Annotated in this window: 13 protein-coding genes; 5 read left to right on the forward strand and 8 right to left on the reverse strand. The window is 39.0% G+C overall.

Annotated features, from left to right (window positions below):
* Positions 1-127 precede the first annotated feature (127 nt).
* Positions 128-889 carry an exodeoxyribonuclease III gene (locus tag AKG39_RS16475; protein ID WP_050741523.1) on the forward strand — a complete coding sequence of 254 codons (762 nt, stop codon included), beginning with the start codon at positions 128-130 and terminating at the stop codon, positions 887-889.
* On the opposite strand, the gene AKG39_RS16480 is transcribed toward AKG39_RS16475, so the two are convergent.
* The 6 genes from AKG39_RS16480 to AKG39_RS16505 all read right to left on the reverse strand — a co-directional run bounded on the left by AKG39_RS16480 (position 881) and on the right by AKG39_RS16505 (position 6163).
* On the reverse strand, positions 881-1084 hold the full coding sequence (locus AKG39_RS16480; protein WP_050741502.1) for a hypothetical protein: 204 nt from the start codon (positions 1082-1084) through the stop codon (positions 881-883). The genes AKG39_RS16475 and AKG39_RS16480 overlap by 9 nt on opposite strands.
* A gap of 5 nt (positions 1085-1089) precedes the next feature.
* Positions 1090-2565 (reverse strand): UDP-N-acetylmuramoyl-L-alanyl-D-glutamate--2,6-diaminopimelate ligase, encoded by a 1476-nt coding sequence (locus AKG39_RS16485; protein WP_050741503.1) that lies wholly within the window; start codon positions 2563-2565, stop codon positions 1090-1092.
* A 144-nt stretch (positions 2566-2709) separates the two neighbouring features.
* Entirely contained in the window at positions 2710-3399 is a 690-nt protein-coding gene (locus AKG39_RS16490; RefSeq protein WP_050741504.1) for a DUF1638 domain-containing protein, read from the reverse strand.
* 20 nt (positions 3400-3419) lie between these two features.
* Positions 3420-4124: a GntR family transcriptional regulator gene (locus AKG39_RS16495; protein WP_050741505.1), complete on the reverse strand. Its 705-nt coding sequence runs from the start codon at positions 4122-4124 to the stop codon at positions 3420-3422.
* 18 nt (positions 4125-4142) lie between these two features.
* On the reverse strand, positions 4143-4802 hold the full coding sequence (locus AKG39_RS16500) for a cobalamin B12-binding domain-containing protein (RefSeq protein ID WP_050741506.1): 660 nt from the start codon (positions 4800-4802) through the stop codon (positions 4143-4145).
* 533 nt (positions 4803-5335) lie between these two features.
* A complete protein-coding gene (locus AKG39_RS16505) occupies positions 5336-6163 on the reverse strand; it encodes a deoxyribonuclease IV (RefSeq protein ID WP_050741507.1) in 828 nt (275 codons plus the stop codon).
* Between the two features lie 169 nt (positions 6164-6332).
* On the opposite strand from AKG39_RS16505, the gene AKG39_RS16510 reads away from it, so the two are divergent.
* On the forward strand, positions 6333-6866 hold the full coding sequence (locus AKG39_RS16510; protein WP_050741508.1) for an HdeD family acid-resistance protein: 534 nt from the start codon (positions 6333-6335) through the stop codon (positions 6864-6866).
* A gap of 59 nt (positions 6867-6925) precedes the next feature.
* Here the strand turns inward: AKG39_RS16510 and AKG39_RS16515 are convergent, their stop codons facing one another.
* Positions 6926-7729: a ZIP family metal transporter gene (locus AKG39_RS16515; protein ID WP_050741509.1), complete on the reverse strand. Its 804-nt coding sequence runs from the start codon at positions 7727-7729 to the stop codon at positions 6926-6928.
* 355 nt (positions 7730-8084) lie between these two features.
* On the opposite strand from AKG39_RS16515, the gene AKG39_RS16520 reads away from it, so the two are divergent.
* The 3 genes from AKG39_RS16520 to AKG39_RS16530 all read left to right on the forward strand — a co-directional run bounded on the left by AKG39_RS16520 (position 8085) and on the right by AKG39_RS16530 (position 12643).
* Positions 8085-9494 (forward strand): trimethylamine methyltransferase family protein, encoded by a 1410-nt coding sequence (locus tag AKG39_RS16520; RefSeq protein WP_050741510.1) that lies wholly within the window; start codon positions 8085-8087, stop codon positions 9492-9494.
* A gap of 121 nt (positions 9495-9615) precedes the next feature.
* Positions 9616-10896 (forward strand): MFS transporter, encoded by a 1281-nt coding sequence (locus AKG39_RS16525; RefSeq protein WP_050741511.1) that lies wholly within the window; start codon positions 9616-9618, stop codon positions 10894-10896.
* Between the two features lie 151 nt (positions 10897-11047).
* The gene (locus tag AKG39_RS16530) at positions 11048-12643 is read left to right on the forward strand and encodes a BCCT family transporter (protein WP_050741512.1); all 1596 of its coding nucleotides are present in this window, start codon (positions 11048-11050) and stop codon (positions 12641-12643) included.
* 85 nt (positions 12644-12728) lie between these two features.
* Here AKG39_RS16530 and AKG39_RS16535 read toward each other — a convergent pair whose 3' ends face one another.
* Positions 12729-14147 (reverse strand): sigma-54 interaction domain-containing protein, encoded by a 1419-nt coding sequence (locus tag AKG39_RS16535; RefSeq protein ID WP_050741513.1) that lies wholly within the window; start codon positions 14145-14147, stop codon positions 12729-12731.

The following is a 14147-nucleotide window of genomic DNA, read 5'->3' on the forward strand; positions in this document are numbered from 1 at the left end:
CTTTGATGTCAGTTTTCACAACCAGAATAAATCGCTATGCGAATTTCTTCTGGTTCGTGCGAAACTGGCAGCGAAGCTCACGGCTGTTTCGCAATTACCTAATCAAAGGATGTCTGAAAGGATAGTTATGAAAATTATTTGTTGGAACGTTAACGGCATCAGAGCCATTGAGAAAAAAGGCTTTATTGCATGGGTAGAAGAAACCCAACCCGATATTCTCTGCCTCCAGGAAACCAAAGCAGATACCACCCAGCTCGGGGGAAATCTCCTGAACATCAATGGTTACACCTCTTTTTTTCACTCTGGCGAAAAAAAGGGCTACAGCGGTACTGCGGTATATTATAAGAACGAACCCCTGTCCATTAACACCGGTCTTTCCGAACCGCAGTTCAACAATGAAGGTCGCACCATTATTATGGAGTATGAACACTTTATTCTTTATAACGTTTATTTCCCCAATGGACAAAAAGACGACGAGCGTCTTTTGCATAAAATGGATTTCAATCGCTGTCTCCAAAAGGATATTGAAGCCCTGATCCAGTCCGGAAAAAATATCATCTTATGCGGCGATATCAATATTGCCCACCGTGAAATTGACCTCAAACACCCCAAAGAAAACTCCAAACGCTCCGGCTTTCTTCCCGAAGAACGGGCATGGATTGATGACTTTCTCAGCATCGGCATGGTCGATGCCTGGCGCATGCAACACCCCGATGAAATAAAATATACCTGGTGGTCCTACCGGTTTGGCGCCCGCAAAACCAACGCCGGATGGCGCATCGATTCCTTCTTTGTTTCCGAGAATTTTATAGACAGGATTCAATGCACCGACATTCTCAACGACGTCACCGGATCTGATCATTGCCCTATAATACTTACCCTAAAATAAAAAATGCGCCGAATTAATGCGGCGCATGGGTTTGCAGGCAAAACCGTCCTGGGGACAATGGTAAATCGTTGTCTGCTGCATGATCGGACAGGCTGTCGCCTGTTCGCCATGATGCAGACAACTGATGTTACGATTGTCCCCAGGACTCACTTTGCTGCTTCGTTTAAAGTCTCCTGTGCCAATTGATTTTGGCATATTTTTTATTTTTTGAGGCGGGCAACCGCTTCCCTGGCGGTATCCCATTCATTGTAATAAAGGGTTTCAGCTTTCATGATTTCCTGTTTTTCATGGCCTTTTCCGGCAAGCACCAATACATCTCCCGGCTTGCAAAGGGATGCTCCGTAATAAACGCCATCTACCCGTTTTTCAACGGTTGTGTAGTTCTGATTTTTTTCTGCCACCCCTGCCGCCACCGCATGAATGATATCCATTGGGTTTTCACTGGCGGGATTATCCGAAGTCACCACAATAATATCGGCATTCGCGCCGGCAATGCGTCCCATGATCGGGCGTTTTTCCCGATCCCGATCGCCATTACATCCAAACACCAGAACAATCCGCCCATCATAAATTTTTCTTACTGATTGCAGCAATTTTTCCAGAGAATCTGGGGAATGAGCATAATCAATGATCACATCAAAGGAAGCATCCACATTCAAACGCTCCATGCGCCCTTCTATTCCAGGCATGGTGGCCACGGCCTTTTTGATACACTCCATAGCAACCCCTTCCTCAATGGCATTAATAATCGCCGCCATACTGTTGAACACCATAAAATCTCCGGGAATATTTAAATATATTTCTTCTTCTTTCACTGGCGTAATAAGCGTATATGTCGTGCCCGAAACCCCATAAACCATATCTCTTGCAATATAATCATTGGTGGGTTCCATGCCATAGGTAATGATGGGTATATCTGTTTTTTCTTCGAGAATTTCACAGAGCATCTTACCCCACTGATCATCGCCATTAATAATATTGGCCTTTTTCACCTGATAAAAAAGTTTTGCCTTTGCATCAAAATAATTTTCAAAAGTCTTATGATAGTCCAGGTGATCCTGGGTAAGATTGGTAAAAATTCCATAATCGAAATCAACACCATTGACCCGATCCAGAGCTAAACCATGTGAGGAAACCTCCATGGATAAATAATTGCAGCAGGCATCACGCATTTCTCTAATAATTTCATGGACTTCCAAGGATTCAGGCGTTGTCCGCCCACGATTATCCATAATTCTATTATCGACGAGATTGTGGATAGTACCGATAAGTCCGCATTTTTTTCCGGATGCTTCAAAAATTGTTTTAAGCATATAAGTAATGGTTGTTTTTCCATTGGTTCCGGTTATTCCCGTAACAACCATATCTTTTGACGGATTCTTATAAAAAGCTGCAGCCATAAGCCCAAGAGCAAATCGAGAATCGTGAACCCTTATATAAACCACACGATCGTCATACTCGTTTAATGGGTTTTGATGAACTACAATTCTTGCTCCCTTGGCAATTGCGTTGCCCACATACTTATGTCCATCCGTTTTATACCCGGGTATCGCCACAAAAAGCGTATCCTCCTGAGCATCACTAGAATTATAGGCTAATTTCTTTACCTCATAATTAGCCTGTTGGTTTATTATTTCCAGGATCTCTAAATCCTTAATGATTGATTCCAGTCTCATATCTTTATCCTTTCAATGGTTCTCATTATACTGTTTAAATCCTTTTTCTCATTATACTTCTTTGTTCATCCACTGTCCAGAAAGGTTGTTTTTATTCAAAAAATAAAAAAGAGATACATTATCCCTGCATCTCCTCATTTATGCTTATTGTCGATTTTCAGACCCGGCAATGGCACACTCAACCCCAAAATCATCCACGGTGATTGTATTCTTCGGTGCTATCACAACTACCTGATGATTCCAATTTAATGAAAGAAACATCTCTAAAAGATCCACATTACCCTGGGTGGTCGAAAAATCCAGCTTAAGGACTTGACCTAAATGTCTGGCACAATGAATCCAATTCTCTAAATCATAAGCCCCAGAATCAATCATTACCAATGATTGATGATTGCCAAACATTATTTTCATAATCATTTCAGCTCTTTTAGGACCATATTTATTAATCGCATGATGATATTCTTCATTAAGTGACTTCTTAGCCTCCATCCACCCTTTAGTGACAAAATAGGTTTCTCCACGAAGACTTTTCAATTCTTTGTTATTATGCAGCAGCATTTGGATACAGTCCTCGGTCCGTAAAAATGCAATTTTTGTTTTTTCACTGACAAGACCGACTAAACCCTTACCGCAACTTCCATATCCCAAAAGAATCATTTCATAATCCTGATGTGCATTAATTTGTTTCTGAAGCTCATCCTTTAAAAAGTCAGGATTCGAATGAAGATCAGAGCTCATCCATATTGTATCATAACTTATTCCTGTATTTTTCATAGCAAGCTTGACTTCGTCTTGAATCATTCCGCAGGCGATTAATAAAATATCTTTTTTCATTTTACACCCCAGCATTCAAACTAATCGAAGCAGGCAACTGCTTCTAATCCGGAATCCTCCCCGGCAAAATACATTATTCCCCATCCAATGGGGTGGTCTTTTTCATCCAGGAGCTTTTGCTCCACCACCAGCAACGGTTCACCATCCATCACATCTAAGCTTTGACTGACTTCACCTTTGGCTAAGGTCGCACGAATTTTTAACTTCTTGGTCATCGCAAAAATAGAATTCTTTTTTGCAACCATTTCTGGAAAAGTAGCATAGCGTATTTCTTTTTCAACAATGGGAATACCTCGATAATAGGGAATATATTTAATATCATAGGCTTTAATCACGCCATCGCTCACAAAAACGCGTTTTACGACAATTACATGTTTGTTTTCTGGAATCTCAAGATTAAAACCAATTTCGTAACTGGGTTTAATAACATTTACTTCAAGAAGTCGAATCTCCTCACCTTTTTTTTCAGTGGGCATCATTTCATCAAAATGCAGTGTGTATAGATCGAGGTCCGGTTCACAAACATAATTCCCTTTTCCCGGAATGGAATAAATGTAGCCCTCGTTAACGAGAACTGCCAATCCTTTTCTAACCGTCATTCGGCTAACATTGAATTCTTCACACAGAAGATTTTCAGATTGAATGGCATCACCCGGCTTGATCTCTTCGCTGGTTATTTTTGTTTTTATTGCTTCAACTATTTTTAAATATTCGGGGGATCCCATTTTTCTCACCACCTTGGTCTATTTACTATTATTTTTTTGGGATGTCTTCTCTTGCATCCAGGTTTTGCATTTTTCAACACCTTTAGTAACATCCTTTGTGGCATAATCTGCCCCAACAATCTGTTCGGTTTTATCATTAATCACAGCACCACCGATAATAATTCGATAATCGTCCCGGATACCCCGTGAGATCATTTCACACACGATTGCCCGCATTTCATAAACGGTTTCCTGCTGCATGCCACTCAGCCCGATAATATCAGGCTTTATTCTTTCAAGAGCATTCATTACCTCATTTAAAGAAACATTGGTTCCTAAATCAATGATTTCAAAACCTGCCGTTCTTGCAAAGGAGCCAAAAATATTTTTACCAATATCATGACAGTCTCCAAAAACTGAAAACAACAGTAATTTACCAATTTTATTTTTAGGTGTCACCTTAGTAATTGCTTCTAATTCATCTAATTCCATGACTTCCTGAAAAATAATTCCTGCAAAGATAAGATCTGCAATAAAATAATCACTGGTTTCATAAAGCTTTCCAACTCGTTCCATTCCAATTTGCAGCCATTTGAAAATCTCTATGGGTTTAAAACCCTTTCGAATGGCAATTCTTACGAGCTCCAGGGTTCGATCTTCATATAATCCTTCAATGGATCTTACAATGCTCTGTTTCATAATTAAGCTCCACTTTCTCTAAGGCGCAAAATGTTTAATCCTCACACCACTTTTACAAAAAAGTCTTTGGACCTATCCTTGTTACACCTGGAATTTTATCTTCATATTACTATTATAACCTAAATCAACTATTTTTATAATGGAATTCTTCGTTTTTATATAACAAATTTATATCAATAACTTTTTAATTTAGAGGCCTTTGATCTTTGTCAAAAGAGCAAAAGTTACCAAACTATGATTTCTATATATGCAAAATACTATCTATACGGAACTCCTATAACAGGCACTCACTCACCATTAACTAATTTTCGTCGAAATATGATAATTATTAATCTTTTTCGTTTCCAAAATTTATTTGCAATTTCGTGAAATCGTTTGATAGAATTATAGCATACTTATATCGACCTGTATATACAAATCTCCACAATTATCAGTCTTTTGGATGAAATCAAAGCGAATTTTAGCTCACATATTTTCTATTTTTACACACAAAAACCAGTGACTTTTTTAACTGAATTCACTCGTTAAAAATATCAAAATGACCGTAGCAAATCAATCTCTTTTTTATAATCCAAAGGATTTTCCTGGGGTGTTTCCAAGAAAAAGGGAAGATCCTTTAAGCTCGGATGGGTGACAATTTTTTGGAAAACATCCACACCAAGGGTTCCAAATCCAATTTTTTCATGTCGGTCTTTATTACTTTTAAAAGGCATCAGGCTATCGTTGAGATGTATGCATTTAAGGTAGTTAATGCCAATAATTCGATCAAAATCTTCTAATACTGCTTCTAGATTTCCAACAATATCATAACCACCCGAATACACATGGCAGGTGTCAATGCAGACCCCCATTTTTTCCTTTAAGATCACGCCATCAATAATTGCTTTTAATTCCTGGAAATTCCTGCCAATTTCCGTTCCCTTGCCGGACATGGTTTCTAAAACAACTGTGGTCTTTTGTTCCTCCCACATATGCGCGTTGAGAATTTCAAGAATGAGTTCGATTCCCTTTTCAACTCCCTGCCCGGTATGACTTCCCGGGTGAAAATTATACAACTGGCAGGGCAGCTCTTCCAAACGTTCTAAATCCCCTTTAAATACCATTCGGGCAAATTCTCTTGTTTCCGGTGTAGCCGAGCACATATTTAAAGTATAGGGCGCATGTGCAAGCAACGGTCCAAATTGATTGTCTTTCATAATAGCCACGAGTCCGGCGACATCCTTGGCATCAAGGGCCTTCGCCTTGCCGCCTCTGGGATTCCGTGTAAAAAATTGAAACGTGTTGGCATCAACCAGCAATGCATCCCTGCCGGCTTTGGTAAATCCTCCTGCAATTGATATGTGTGGTCCAATCATTAACATTTCATTATTCCTTTCTTGTTTCTGTTTTTTTGTGTCTCAAATTTCAACTAAAAATAATTCAAAACTCATTCTGCCAAATCAGCTCTTTTTTTTCTTGATATCTTTAGATAATTAATGTAAAATGAAATGAAATTATTTTTATTTCAAATCTTATCTAAGGACGTGAAAAATGAATAACGATTTAAGCAGTTTGACCAAGGGCAGCAAAACCCCGGGGATTATCGTCTCTATCCTAATGGTTCTCCTTGGGATTGGGGTCTTTCTGGCTCCACAGTTCTTCGTATCAATAATGATCTGGATCTTTGTGGCTGGGCTCATAATTTATGGCGTGTTTCTTATTTTTGATTATTCAAAAAGCGAAGTAAAAAACGGCTGGAACCTCACTTCCGGGATTATGGCCCTCATTCTTGGTGTCTTACTGATTTTTTCTCCCACTTTAGCCAGAGCAGAAACCTTTGCTTTTATGCTTGGCTTTATGACCCTCTTCACCGGGATTAATCAAATCAGTGCCTCATCTGTAATGAAAAAGCAAGGCAGCACTGGCACCGGATGGCTCATGGCTTCTGGAATCATCAATATTATTTTAGGTTTTGTCTTTATTTCTAATCCATTTTTTATGTTACTCACCTTTTCAATTATTGCTGGTGTTTATTTGGTCTTTGGCGGAATTGCTCTTTTTGCATCAACTTTTTCAACCAAATAATACCACAACTTTAAAATACATTGAATGCCTTCATAGGCGTTCAATGTATTTTTTTAATTCTATCCCAGCGAAACATCCAGTATCATCATCAAAGTAAAACCAAACATCAAGCCGATGGTCGCTATATCGCCTTCATGTCCTAATCGTGATTCAGGAATAAGCTCTTCTGCCACCACATAAATCATGGCACCGGCAGCAAAGGCCAGGGCCAATGGTAACAACGGGGCAATGAAAACCACTGCCACTGCACCAATCACCGCGGCAATGGGTTCCACCATGCCTGAAAACTGTCCGATTAAAAAAGCTTTTTTGCAGCTCATATTCTCACGCCGTAGGGGAATGGAAACGGCCGCACCTTCAGGAAAATTTTGAAGGCCAATTCCAAGCGCCAAAGATACTGCCCCTGCCAGACTAATCGCCGGGTTTCCTGATGCCAACCCCCCAAAGGCGACGCCAACAGCCAATCCCTCCGGAATATTATGGAAGGTGATGGCTAGAACCAATAATACACTTCGTTGCCAAGACGTTTTAATACCCTCGCGATGTCCCGTTCCCTGATGCATATGAGGTAATATCCGATCGACCAACCACAAAAAGAAGCCGCCGCCTAAAAATCCCAAAGATACTGTGACATATGCGGGCAAAGTCCCTCCTTCAGCTAATTCAATAGCCGGTGCCAAAAGAGACCAGAAACTGGCTGCAATCATAACTCCAGCTGCGAATCCCAACATTGCATTGAGAACTTTAAGATTGATATCCTTAAAAAAGAAGACCATTGATGCCCCAAGAGCCGTAATAAACCAAGTGAATAGCCCTGCTAAAAGGGCTAGCAAAACCGGAGAATAATTTAATAATAAATCCATGTTAATTCCTTTCGGTGCTATTTATTTGTAGTTTTTAAAGGAACTTTATTTTACCATAAATTTCATTCTTTTTGTATATTAATGATAGATAAGAAAAAAATAGCCCTTACTTCTATCCCCATCTGCTTTGTCGCTTGGTTGGTTTTCTGTTATTTTTCGTAAAAATATAAAATTTCATATTTAAAGCAAGTATTCCTCTATTTTCATCCCTTTATTTCGTAATTAAAATCGTAAACTTAATTGTTTTTAAATTTTACCCCTGTTATCGCCCTTTTCCCCCTTTATTGATTTTGGCACGGTTATTGCATTGTATATTCATTAAGAACAAAATATTTTTAAATCATGGAGGTTTAATATGAATAACAAGAACTATAGCAGTTTGTTCACTGGAAAAGACGATGTTGCACTGATTCATGAAAAGACTTTGTACCTGCTTGAAAACAAAGGTGTCTATTTTGAATCTGATGAAGCGATTGAACTTTTCAAACAACATGGTTTTCGTGTTGATGGAAGGGTTGTTTTTATTGGTCAGGATCTTCTTGAAAAAGCATTAAAAACCGTTCCGCGCAGTTTTGACATGCATTCACGTGGAAATAAGTTCACAGTTGGGATGGATGAAGAGACCATGATGCAGTCATCACTTGGTCCTGTTAATGTTCTTGACGCTGGCGTCTACCGTCGTGCCAATGATCAGGATTTTCTGAACTTTGTCAAACTTCACCAAACAAGTGATATGATGGATCTCATCGATTGTGACATGATTGTGCCTAATAACATCCCCTTAAAGAATCAGTTGGCATACACAACCCTTGCAACACTTAAATATTCTGACAAAATCATCGGCGGGCATAACGGATCAAAAGAGCGTTGTGATACCTTCATTAATCTCATGCAAGATTTCAATGATGACCATGAACATTGCCAAACTCTGACTCTGGCAACCAGCAGCCCTCCTTTTGCCTGGAATAAGGAAATGTGTGCCACTATTTTCTCTTATGCCCAAACCGGACAATGTCTTGTTATTTCAGGTGTTGGTCTTCCTGGCATGACATCTCCACCATCCTTAGCTGGTACCATTTTACAAAATAATGTTGAGTTATTGGCTGGCATTGTCCTTACTCAATTAATCAACCCCGGAAATCCAACCATTTACCAGTTGACATCCCTTGAAAGCGATTTAAGATACTCACTCTGTGTTGCCGGTGGCGCTGAAACTGCCCAATCCTTCTTCACCATGGGTGAGTTGGCAAAATTCTATAATTTACCATCCCGTGCCAATGGTTGTTTATCTGATGCAAAAGCTGACGATTATCAAAGCGGTATGGAATCCATGCTGATCGCTCTTGCTGGCCGCATGTCTGAACCACAAATGATTTATATGCTCGGTGGTATATTAGATTCTTATGGTGCCCTTGGTTATGAAAAATTCATGCTTGATGAAGAAACAAATCGTATTGTAAAACATTTACTAAAGGGAACCACAGTCACTGAAGAGTTATTATTTATGGATAAACTTGAAAAAGTTGAACATAAAACCAATTACATTGCCCGTACACACAAAGCATATAAGGCAGATTTTTACTTGCCAACTCTCTCAAATCGTCAATCCATTAGCAACTGGGAAAATTCTGGAAGCCCAAGTGTCCAGGAAAATGCCGAGAAAGCCTGGAAAAAACGGGTTGAAGAATATACCTTACCAACCAAATTGGAAGCCTTCCAGGAAAAACTCATTAAAGACTCAATTCCTCAAGAATTTATGTTTTAAACAGTGACTCCTTAGCTATAGTAGATAAAATAATATTTTGCAAATCATTTTTCAATTATATTGAAGAAACAGAGCCTTTTAACATTTTAAAGGCTCTGTTATAAAAGAAAGGATGTGCCCTATGAATAATCAAGTGGTTCGCGGATCGGAGCTTAGCAAGCTTCGTATTCTCCTAATTATCCTTCTCGTAAGTTTTGGTTCTTCTGTTCTTTTCCAAATTATTTACTTACGTTTTGTTTTTTACCAACCTATTATTGAAGCATTGAATATTACCAATACTCAATTAGGTGCTCTGGGTGGAATTTATGGATTGGTTGCTACAATTTGTTATCTGCCCGGAGGAATTATTGCCGACAAAATGCATGCAAAATATCTAGCCAGTGCTGGTTTCATTTCCACTGCTCTTGTTACCTTCTGGTTTGCTTTGCTTCCATCCTACAATAGTTTACTGATCATCTTTGGTCTTTTTGGTGCTACCAGTGTTCTGATTTTCTGGGGCATTCGTTACAAGCTGGTGCGTCTTGTTAGCACCGAAAAATCATATCCGAAAAATATTGGTCTCAGTTATGGCATCTATGGTTTATCCGGGTTGATTTTAAACTTTATTGCTTTAAAAGTTTTTGAAGTATCCGGTACCAGTGCCGCCACAGGCCTTGTTACCATTCTTATTATAAGCGGGGTTCTAAATCTCCTTTTCGGAGTAGCTACCTGGTTCATTGTTCCAATATTTGATGATGAAATTAAAAAAGAAGCATCTTTTAACATCAATGAATTTATTGAAGCCATTAAGCATCCAGGTGTTTGGCTAACCACTGCTTCCATGTTTTTTATTTATGGTGCTTATGCTGCCTTAACGTACACAACACCCTATTTAACCGAAATATTTGGCGCTTCTCTTGCCCTTGTTTCAATTATTAGTATGATTCGAACCTATGGTATCTCATTGTTTTCAGCACCAATTATTGGTGGGATTGCCACAAAAATAAATTCCCCTGCCAAGGTGCTGGTTTCCATCATGGCATTGACTGCCATCAGTGGAATTATTTTAGCATTTCTGCCAACCACTCAAGCCATGCTTGTCGTTGCTATTATCGTTGTTCTTGTTGCCGGCTTTTTCACCAGCGGCGCTTATGGAATAGCCTCATCGCAATTTACCGAATCCGGCGTTCCGACCCGAATTTTTGGGACAGCCACAGGAATTCTATCGGTTATTGCGTTTCTTCCCGACATGTTTGTTTATCCAATGGCCGGAAAATGGCTTGACCAAAATCCAGGCATTACCGGATATCAATATATATTCTATTTTATTATTGCCTTCTCACTCGCCGCAGTCTTTTGCTCTCTAGCAATCCGTATCTATGCTCAGAAGAAAGTCAAACTTGCAGAAGTCGGTGAAAATTAATCTCCATCCTTAGGTGTCCTTACTTCAAGCTGACTCCTTCAGCTTGAAGTAGTTTTATTTTCAAATAGATTTAAATTTACAATAGAGTAATCGTACTCTATTATAAGTATCATAACTTCTTTTCATATTTCTATCGGAGGTGAATGCTATCATGAAAACGAAAACGAAAACACTTGCTCAAATTAACGATAAGAAAACGAAAACACTTGCTCAAATTAACGATAATACCTACGATGTTAAAATTGATAAACCTATTTACATCGGGTCGCTAATTACAATTCTTATTGTATGTGGTTATTGTATTATCTTTCCAGACTCAGCCTTAATTATTGTTGACATTGCGCGTTCCTTTGTCATTACAAAATTTGACTGGTTTTTCTTAACCATTGGAATAATGGTTCTGGCCGTTTCAATTTTTTTAGGTGTGAGCTCTTATGGTAAAATCAAATTATCTGATAAAGATGAAAAACCCGAGTTCAGTTATTGGAGCTGGCTCTTTATGATTTATTTTTCAGCGATCGGTTCTTCAACTCTTATGTGGGCTATTTGCGAACCTCTGGCCTATCTTACCAAACCACCCTTTGGATACGAATCATTCTCTGCCCAAGCCTACCAAATTGCCATTCCCTATGGTCTTTTTCATTGGGGGCCCATTGCCTGGTCATTTTTCGCATTTTCAGGTCTCGTGGTTTCTTACTGTTTTTACAAACGCAAGAAAAAACGGCTTCAGCTGTCCAGTGTGCTATCTGATGTTATCGGAGAAAAACAAGCCAATGGGCCATTGGGTAAATTAATTGACATTGCCTCGGTTTTCTTTACTTTCTGTACTTTTGGTCCAAGCCTTGGTTTTGGCGTTCCTGTACTGACAAAGCTTATCAGTAATGTGACCGGTCTGCCGGCCAATGATTTTTTGCAAATCTCGGTTCTGGTAATCTGGACCGCAATATTCAGCATCAGTGTTTATAAAGGTCTGAACAAAGGCATTAAAGTTCTTAGCGACATCAACATGTGGCTTCTTGGAGCCCTTTTGCTTCTCGTATTTTTAGTTTCAGATCCACTGTATATTTTAAAAAGCATCGTCGAACAAGTCGGAACCTTTGCTGCCTATTTCATTCCCATGGCGACCTATACCGATACCATGTCCGGCGGCACCTTTGCCCAAGACTGGACCGTTTTCTATTGGAGCTGGTGGATGGTTGAAATACCCTTTATGTCCATTTTCATCGCCCGGGTTTCTAAAGGACGAACCATCCGAGAACTTCTTTTCGGCATCATCGGCGCCGGTTCCATTGGAACCATGTCTGTCTTTTGGGTCCTTGGAAACTTTTCTCTCAAGCTCCAGTCCTCAGGCGCTCTGGATTTAGCCGCTATCTATAATAAACAAGGACCCACTGAAGCGGTCGTTCAAACCATAAATGCCTTGCCATTTAGCAATATCATATCAGTTGTGATGATACTTCTCTATTTTGTTTTTTTGGCAACCTGCATCGATTCCGGATCCTTTACCATGGGCTGCATCGCTTCAAAAGATATTTTAGACGGCCAGCAGCCTAGCAAGATTAATCGTACCACCTGGGCTATCACCATTGCCCTCATTGGGATTGCAGTTCTTCGTCTCGGAGGCGGTCTTCAAGCCATTCAAACCATTGTTATTGTTGTTGGCTTGCCCTCAGCCTTTTTATTGATTCTTCTAGCCTGGTCACTTTTTAAATGGCTCAAAGAAGATTATCCAAAAATCAGCTCATAAAAAAAGCAGCCTAAAATTCAGGCTGCTTTTCTAAGCGATTTATTTAAAGGGTTTCCTATTTAATATCTTTGCAATATTCAATTGCTTAATCCGCATTTATAATATCCCCGCAATATTGGTTAATTAAGCGATTTGCTTTGGTTTGACTTAGACCCAGCGCCACTCCCAATTCCCGACTAGTCGGATGTTTTTTGTAAAAATCACGAATCACTGATTTTTTCACACTATCAATAATATATTCATAGGAGTTGGGATTAATACCCTGTGGTTCTTCAATTTCGTCCAATATAAATTCAGGTAAGTGATTCACCCCAATGGTATTTCCACTGGCCATAATAAAGAGAAGCTCCACTAAATTTTTTAATTGTCTTACATTTCCAGGCCATGGATACTCCAAAAGAATGCCAATCACATTGGGTGAAAAATCTTTTTTCTTCCCATATTTTATGTTGTTTTTATTAAGATAAAAAGAAAGCAGGGGAAGTATATCATCCCTGCGATCCCTTAATGGCGGAATGGTTGTAGTAGAAATATTAATACGCCAATACAAATCTTCCCGGAATTTTTTTTCTTTTACTAGGTTCTCTATCTTCCGATTGGTTGCTGTAATAATTCGAATGTCAACAGACCTTATTTCATTTCCGCCCACAGGGATAAAGCGTTTGTTTTCAAGTACATCTAATAGTTTTGCCTGAAGACTTGGTGCCAAGTCCCCAATTTCATCCAAAAACAAAGTACCACTATCTGCCATTTCAATGAGTCCCGTCTTGCCTTTGGGATTAGCCCCGGTAAAAGCATAGGGGGCATAACCAAAAAGTTCCGACTCCAATAAAGTTTCCGGTATTGCCGCACAGTTGATCATAATAAAAGGGTTATCTTTCCGGTTGCTATTTTCATGAATGTATTCTGCAAGCAAGCTTTTTCCAGTACCGGATTCTCCTAAAATCATTACCGGAACTTCAGAATGTGCCACACGTTGCATCCGTACTAATATCTTACAAAAATCATAGCTGTATCCTATGATCTCACTTTTAAATTTACGTTTTTTCTTAGTTTCGCGGATTTGTTTTTTTTCAAAAGCTTCAGCATTAATATTTTTATAACTTATATCATATTCTTTTACCGCCTCCTGAACAATGCAAAGAACATATTTAATCTCGCTCTCATCATCAAAAATTGGTGTCACAATGGTTGTTATATCTTTTCCGGTAATTAAATAGTTTTGTTCCGCAAAAATAGTACGTCGTTCTTCTATACATCGCTGAATCACCGGTGGATTCCATTTCCCTCTCCAAATATCATAATTATTCTTTCCGATAAGATCTTCAGGCTTTAATCCATAATTTCTAATGGAGTTCGGATTAACATATATTATTTTCCCCTCTTTATTGGTAACATAAACTTCATTATGGCTATTTTCTAAAATATCAATGTAAAAATCTTTATCCAAATTCGCCAAATATTCCAAATATTCCGGACTATGATTAAAACTAGCTTTATTCAT

Source organism: Acetobacterium bakii (genome assembly GCF_001263355.1).
GTDB lineage: Bacteria > Bacillota > Clostridia > Eubacteriales > Eubacteriaceae > Acetobacterium > Acetobacterium bakii.

What these genes read in the sequence shown, in the direction of transcription:
- AKG39_RS16475 (WP_050741523.1), top strand. Translation starts at nt 128, where the DNA reads ATGAAAATTATTTGTTGGAACGTTAACGGCATCAGAGCCATTGAGAAA.
- AKG39_RS16480 (WP_050741502.1), bottom strand. Translation starts at nt 1,084, where the DNA reads ATGCCAAAATCAATTGGCACAGGAGACTTTAAACGAAGCAGCAAAGTG.
- AKG39_RS16485 (WP_050741503.1), bottom strand. Translation starts at nt 2,565, where the DNA reads ATGAGACTGGAATCAATCATTAAGGATTTAGAGATCCTGGAAATAATA.
- AKG39_RS16490 (WP_050741504.1), bottom strand. Translation starts at nt 3,399, where the DNA reads ATGAAAAAAGATATTTTATTAATCGCCTGCGGAATGATTCAAGACGAA.
- AKG39_RS16495 (WP_050741505.1), bottom strand. Translation starts at nt 4,124, where the DNA reads ATGGGATCCCCCGAATATTTAAAAATAGTTGAAGCAATAAAAACAAAA.
- AKG39_RS16500 (WP_050741506.1), bottom strand. Translation starts at nt 4,802, where the DNA reads ATGAAACAGAGCATTGTAAGATCCATTGAAGGATTATATGAAGATCGA.
- AKG39_RS16505 (WP_050741507.1), bottom strand. Translation starts at nt 6,163, where the DNA reads ATGTTAATGATTGGACCACACATATCAATTGCAGGAGGATTTACCAAA.
- AKG39_RS16510 (WP_050741508.1), top strand. Translation starts at nt 6,333, where the DNA reads ATGAATAACGATTTAAGCAGTTTGACCAAGGGCAGCAAAACCCCGGGG.
- AKG39_RS16515 (WP_050741509.1), bottom strand. Translation starts at nt 7,729, where the DNA reads ATGGATTTATTATTAAATTATTCTCCGGTTTTGCTAGCCCTTTTAGCA.
- AKG39_RS16520 (WP_050741510.1), top strand. Translation starts at nt 8,085, where the DNA reads ATGAATAACAAGAACTATAGCAGTTTGTTCACTGGAAAAGACGATGTT.
- AKG39_RS16525 (WP_050741511.1), top strand. Translation starts at nt 9,616, where the DNA reads ATGAATAATCAAGTGGTTCGCGGATCGGAGCTTAGCAAGCTTCGTATT.
- AKG39_RS16530 (WP_050741512.1), top strand. Translation starts at nt 11,048, where the DNA reads ATGAAAACGAAAACGAAAACACTTGCTCAAATTAACGATAAGAAAACG.
- AKG39_RS16535 (WP_050741513.1), bottom strand. Translation starts at nt 14,147, where the DNA reads ATGAATAAAGCTAGTTTTAATCATAGTCCGGAATATTTGGAATATTTG.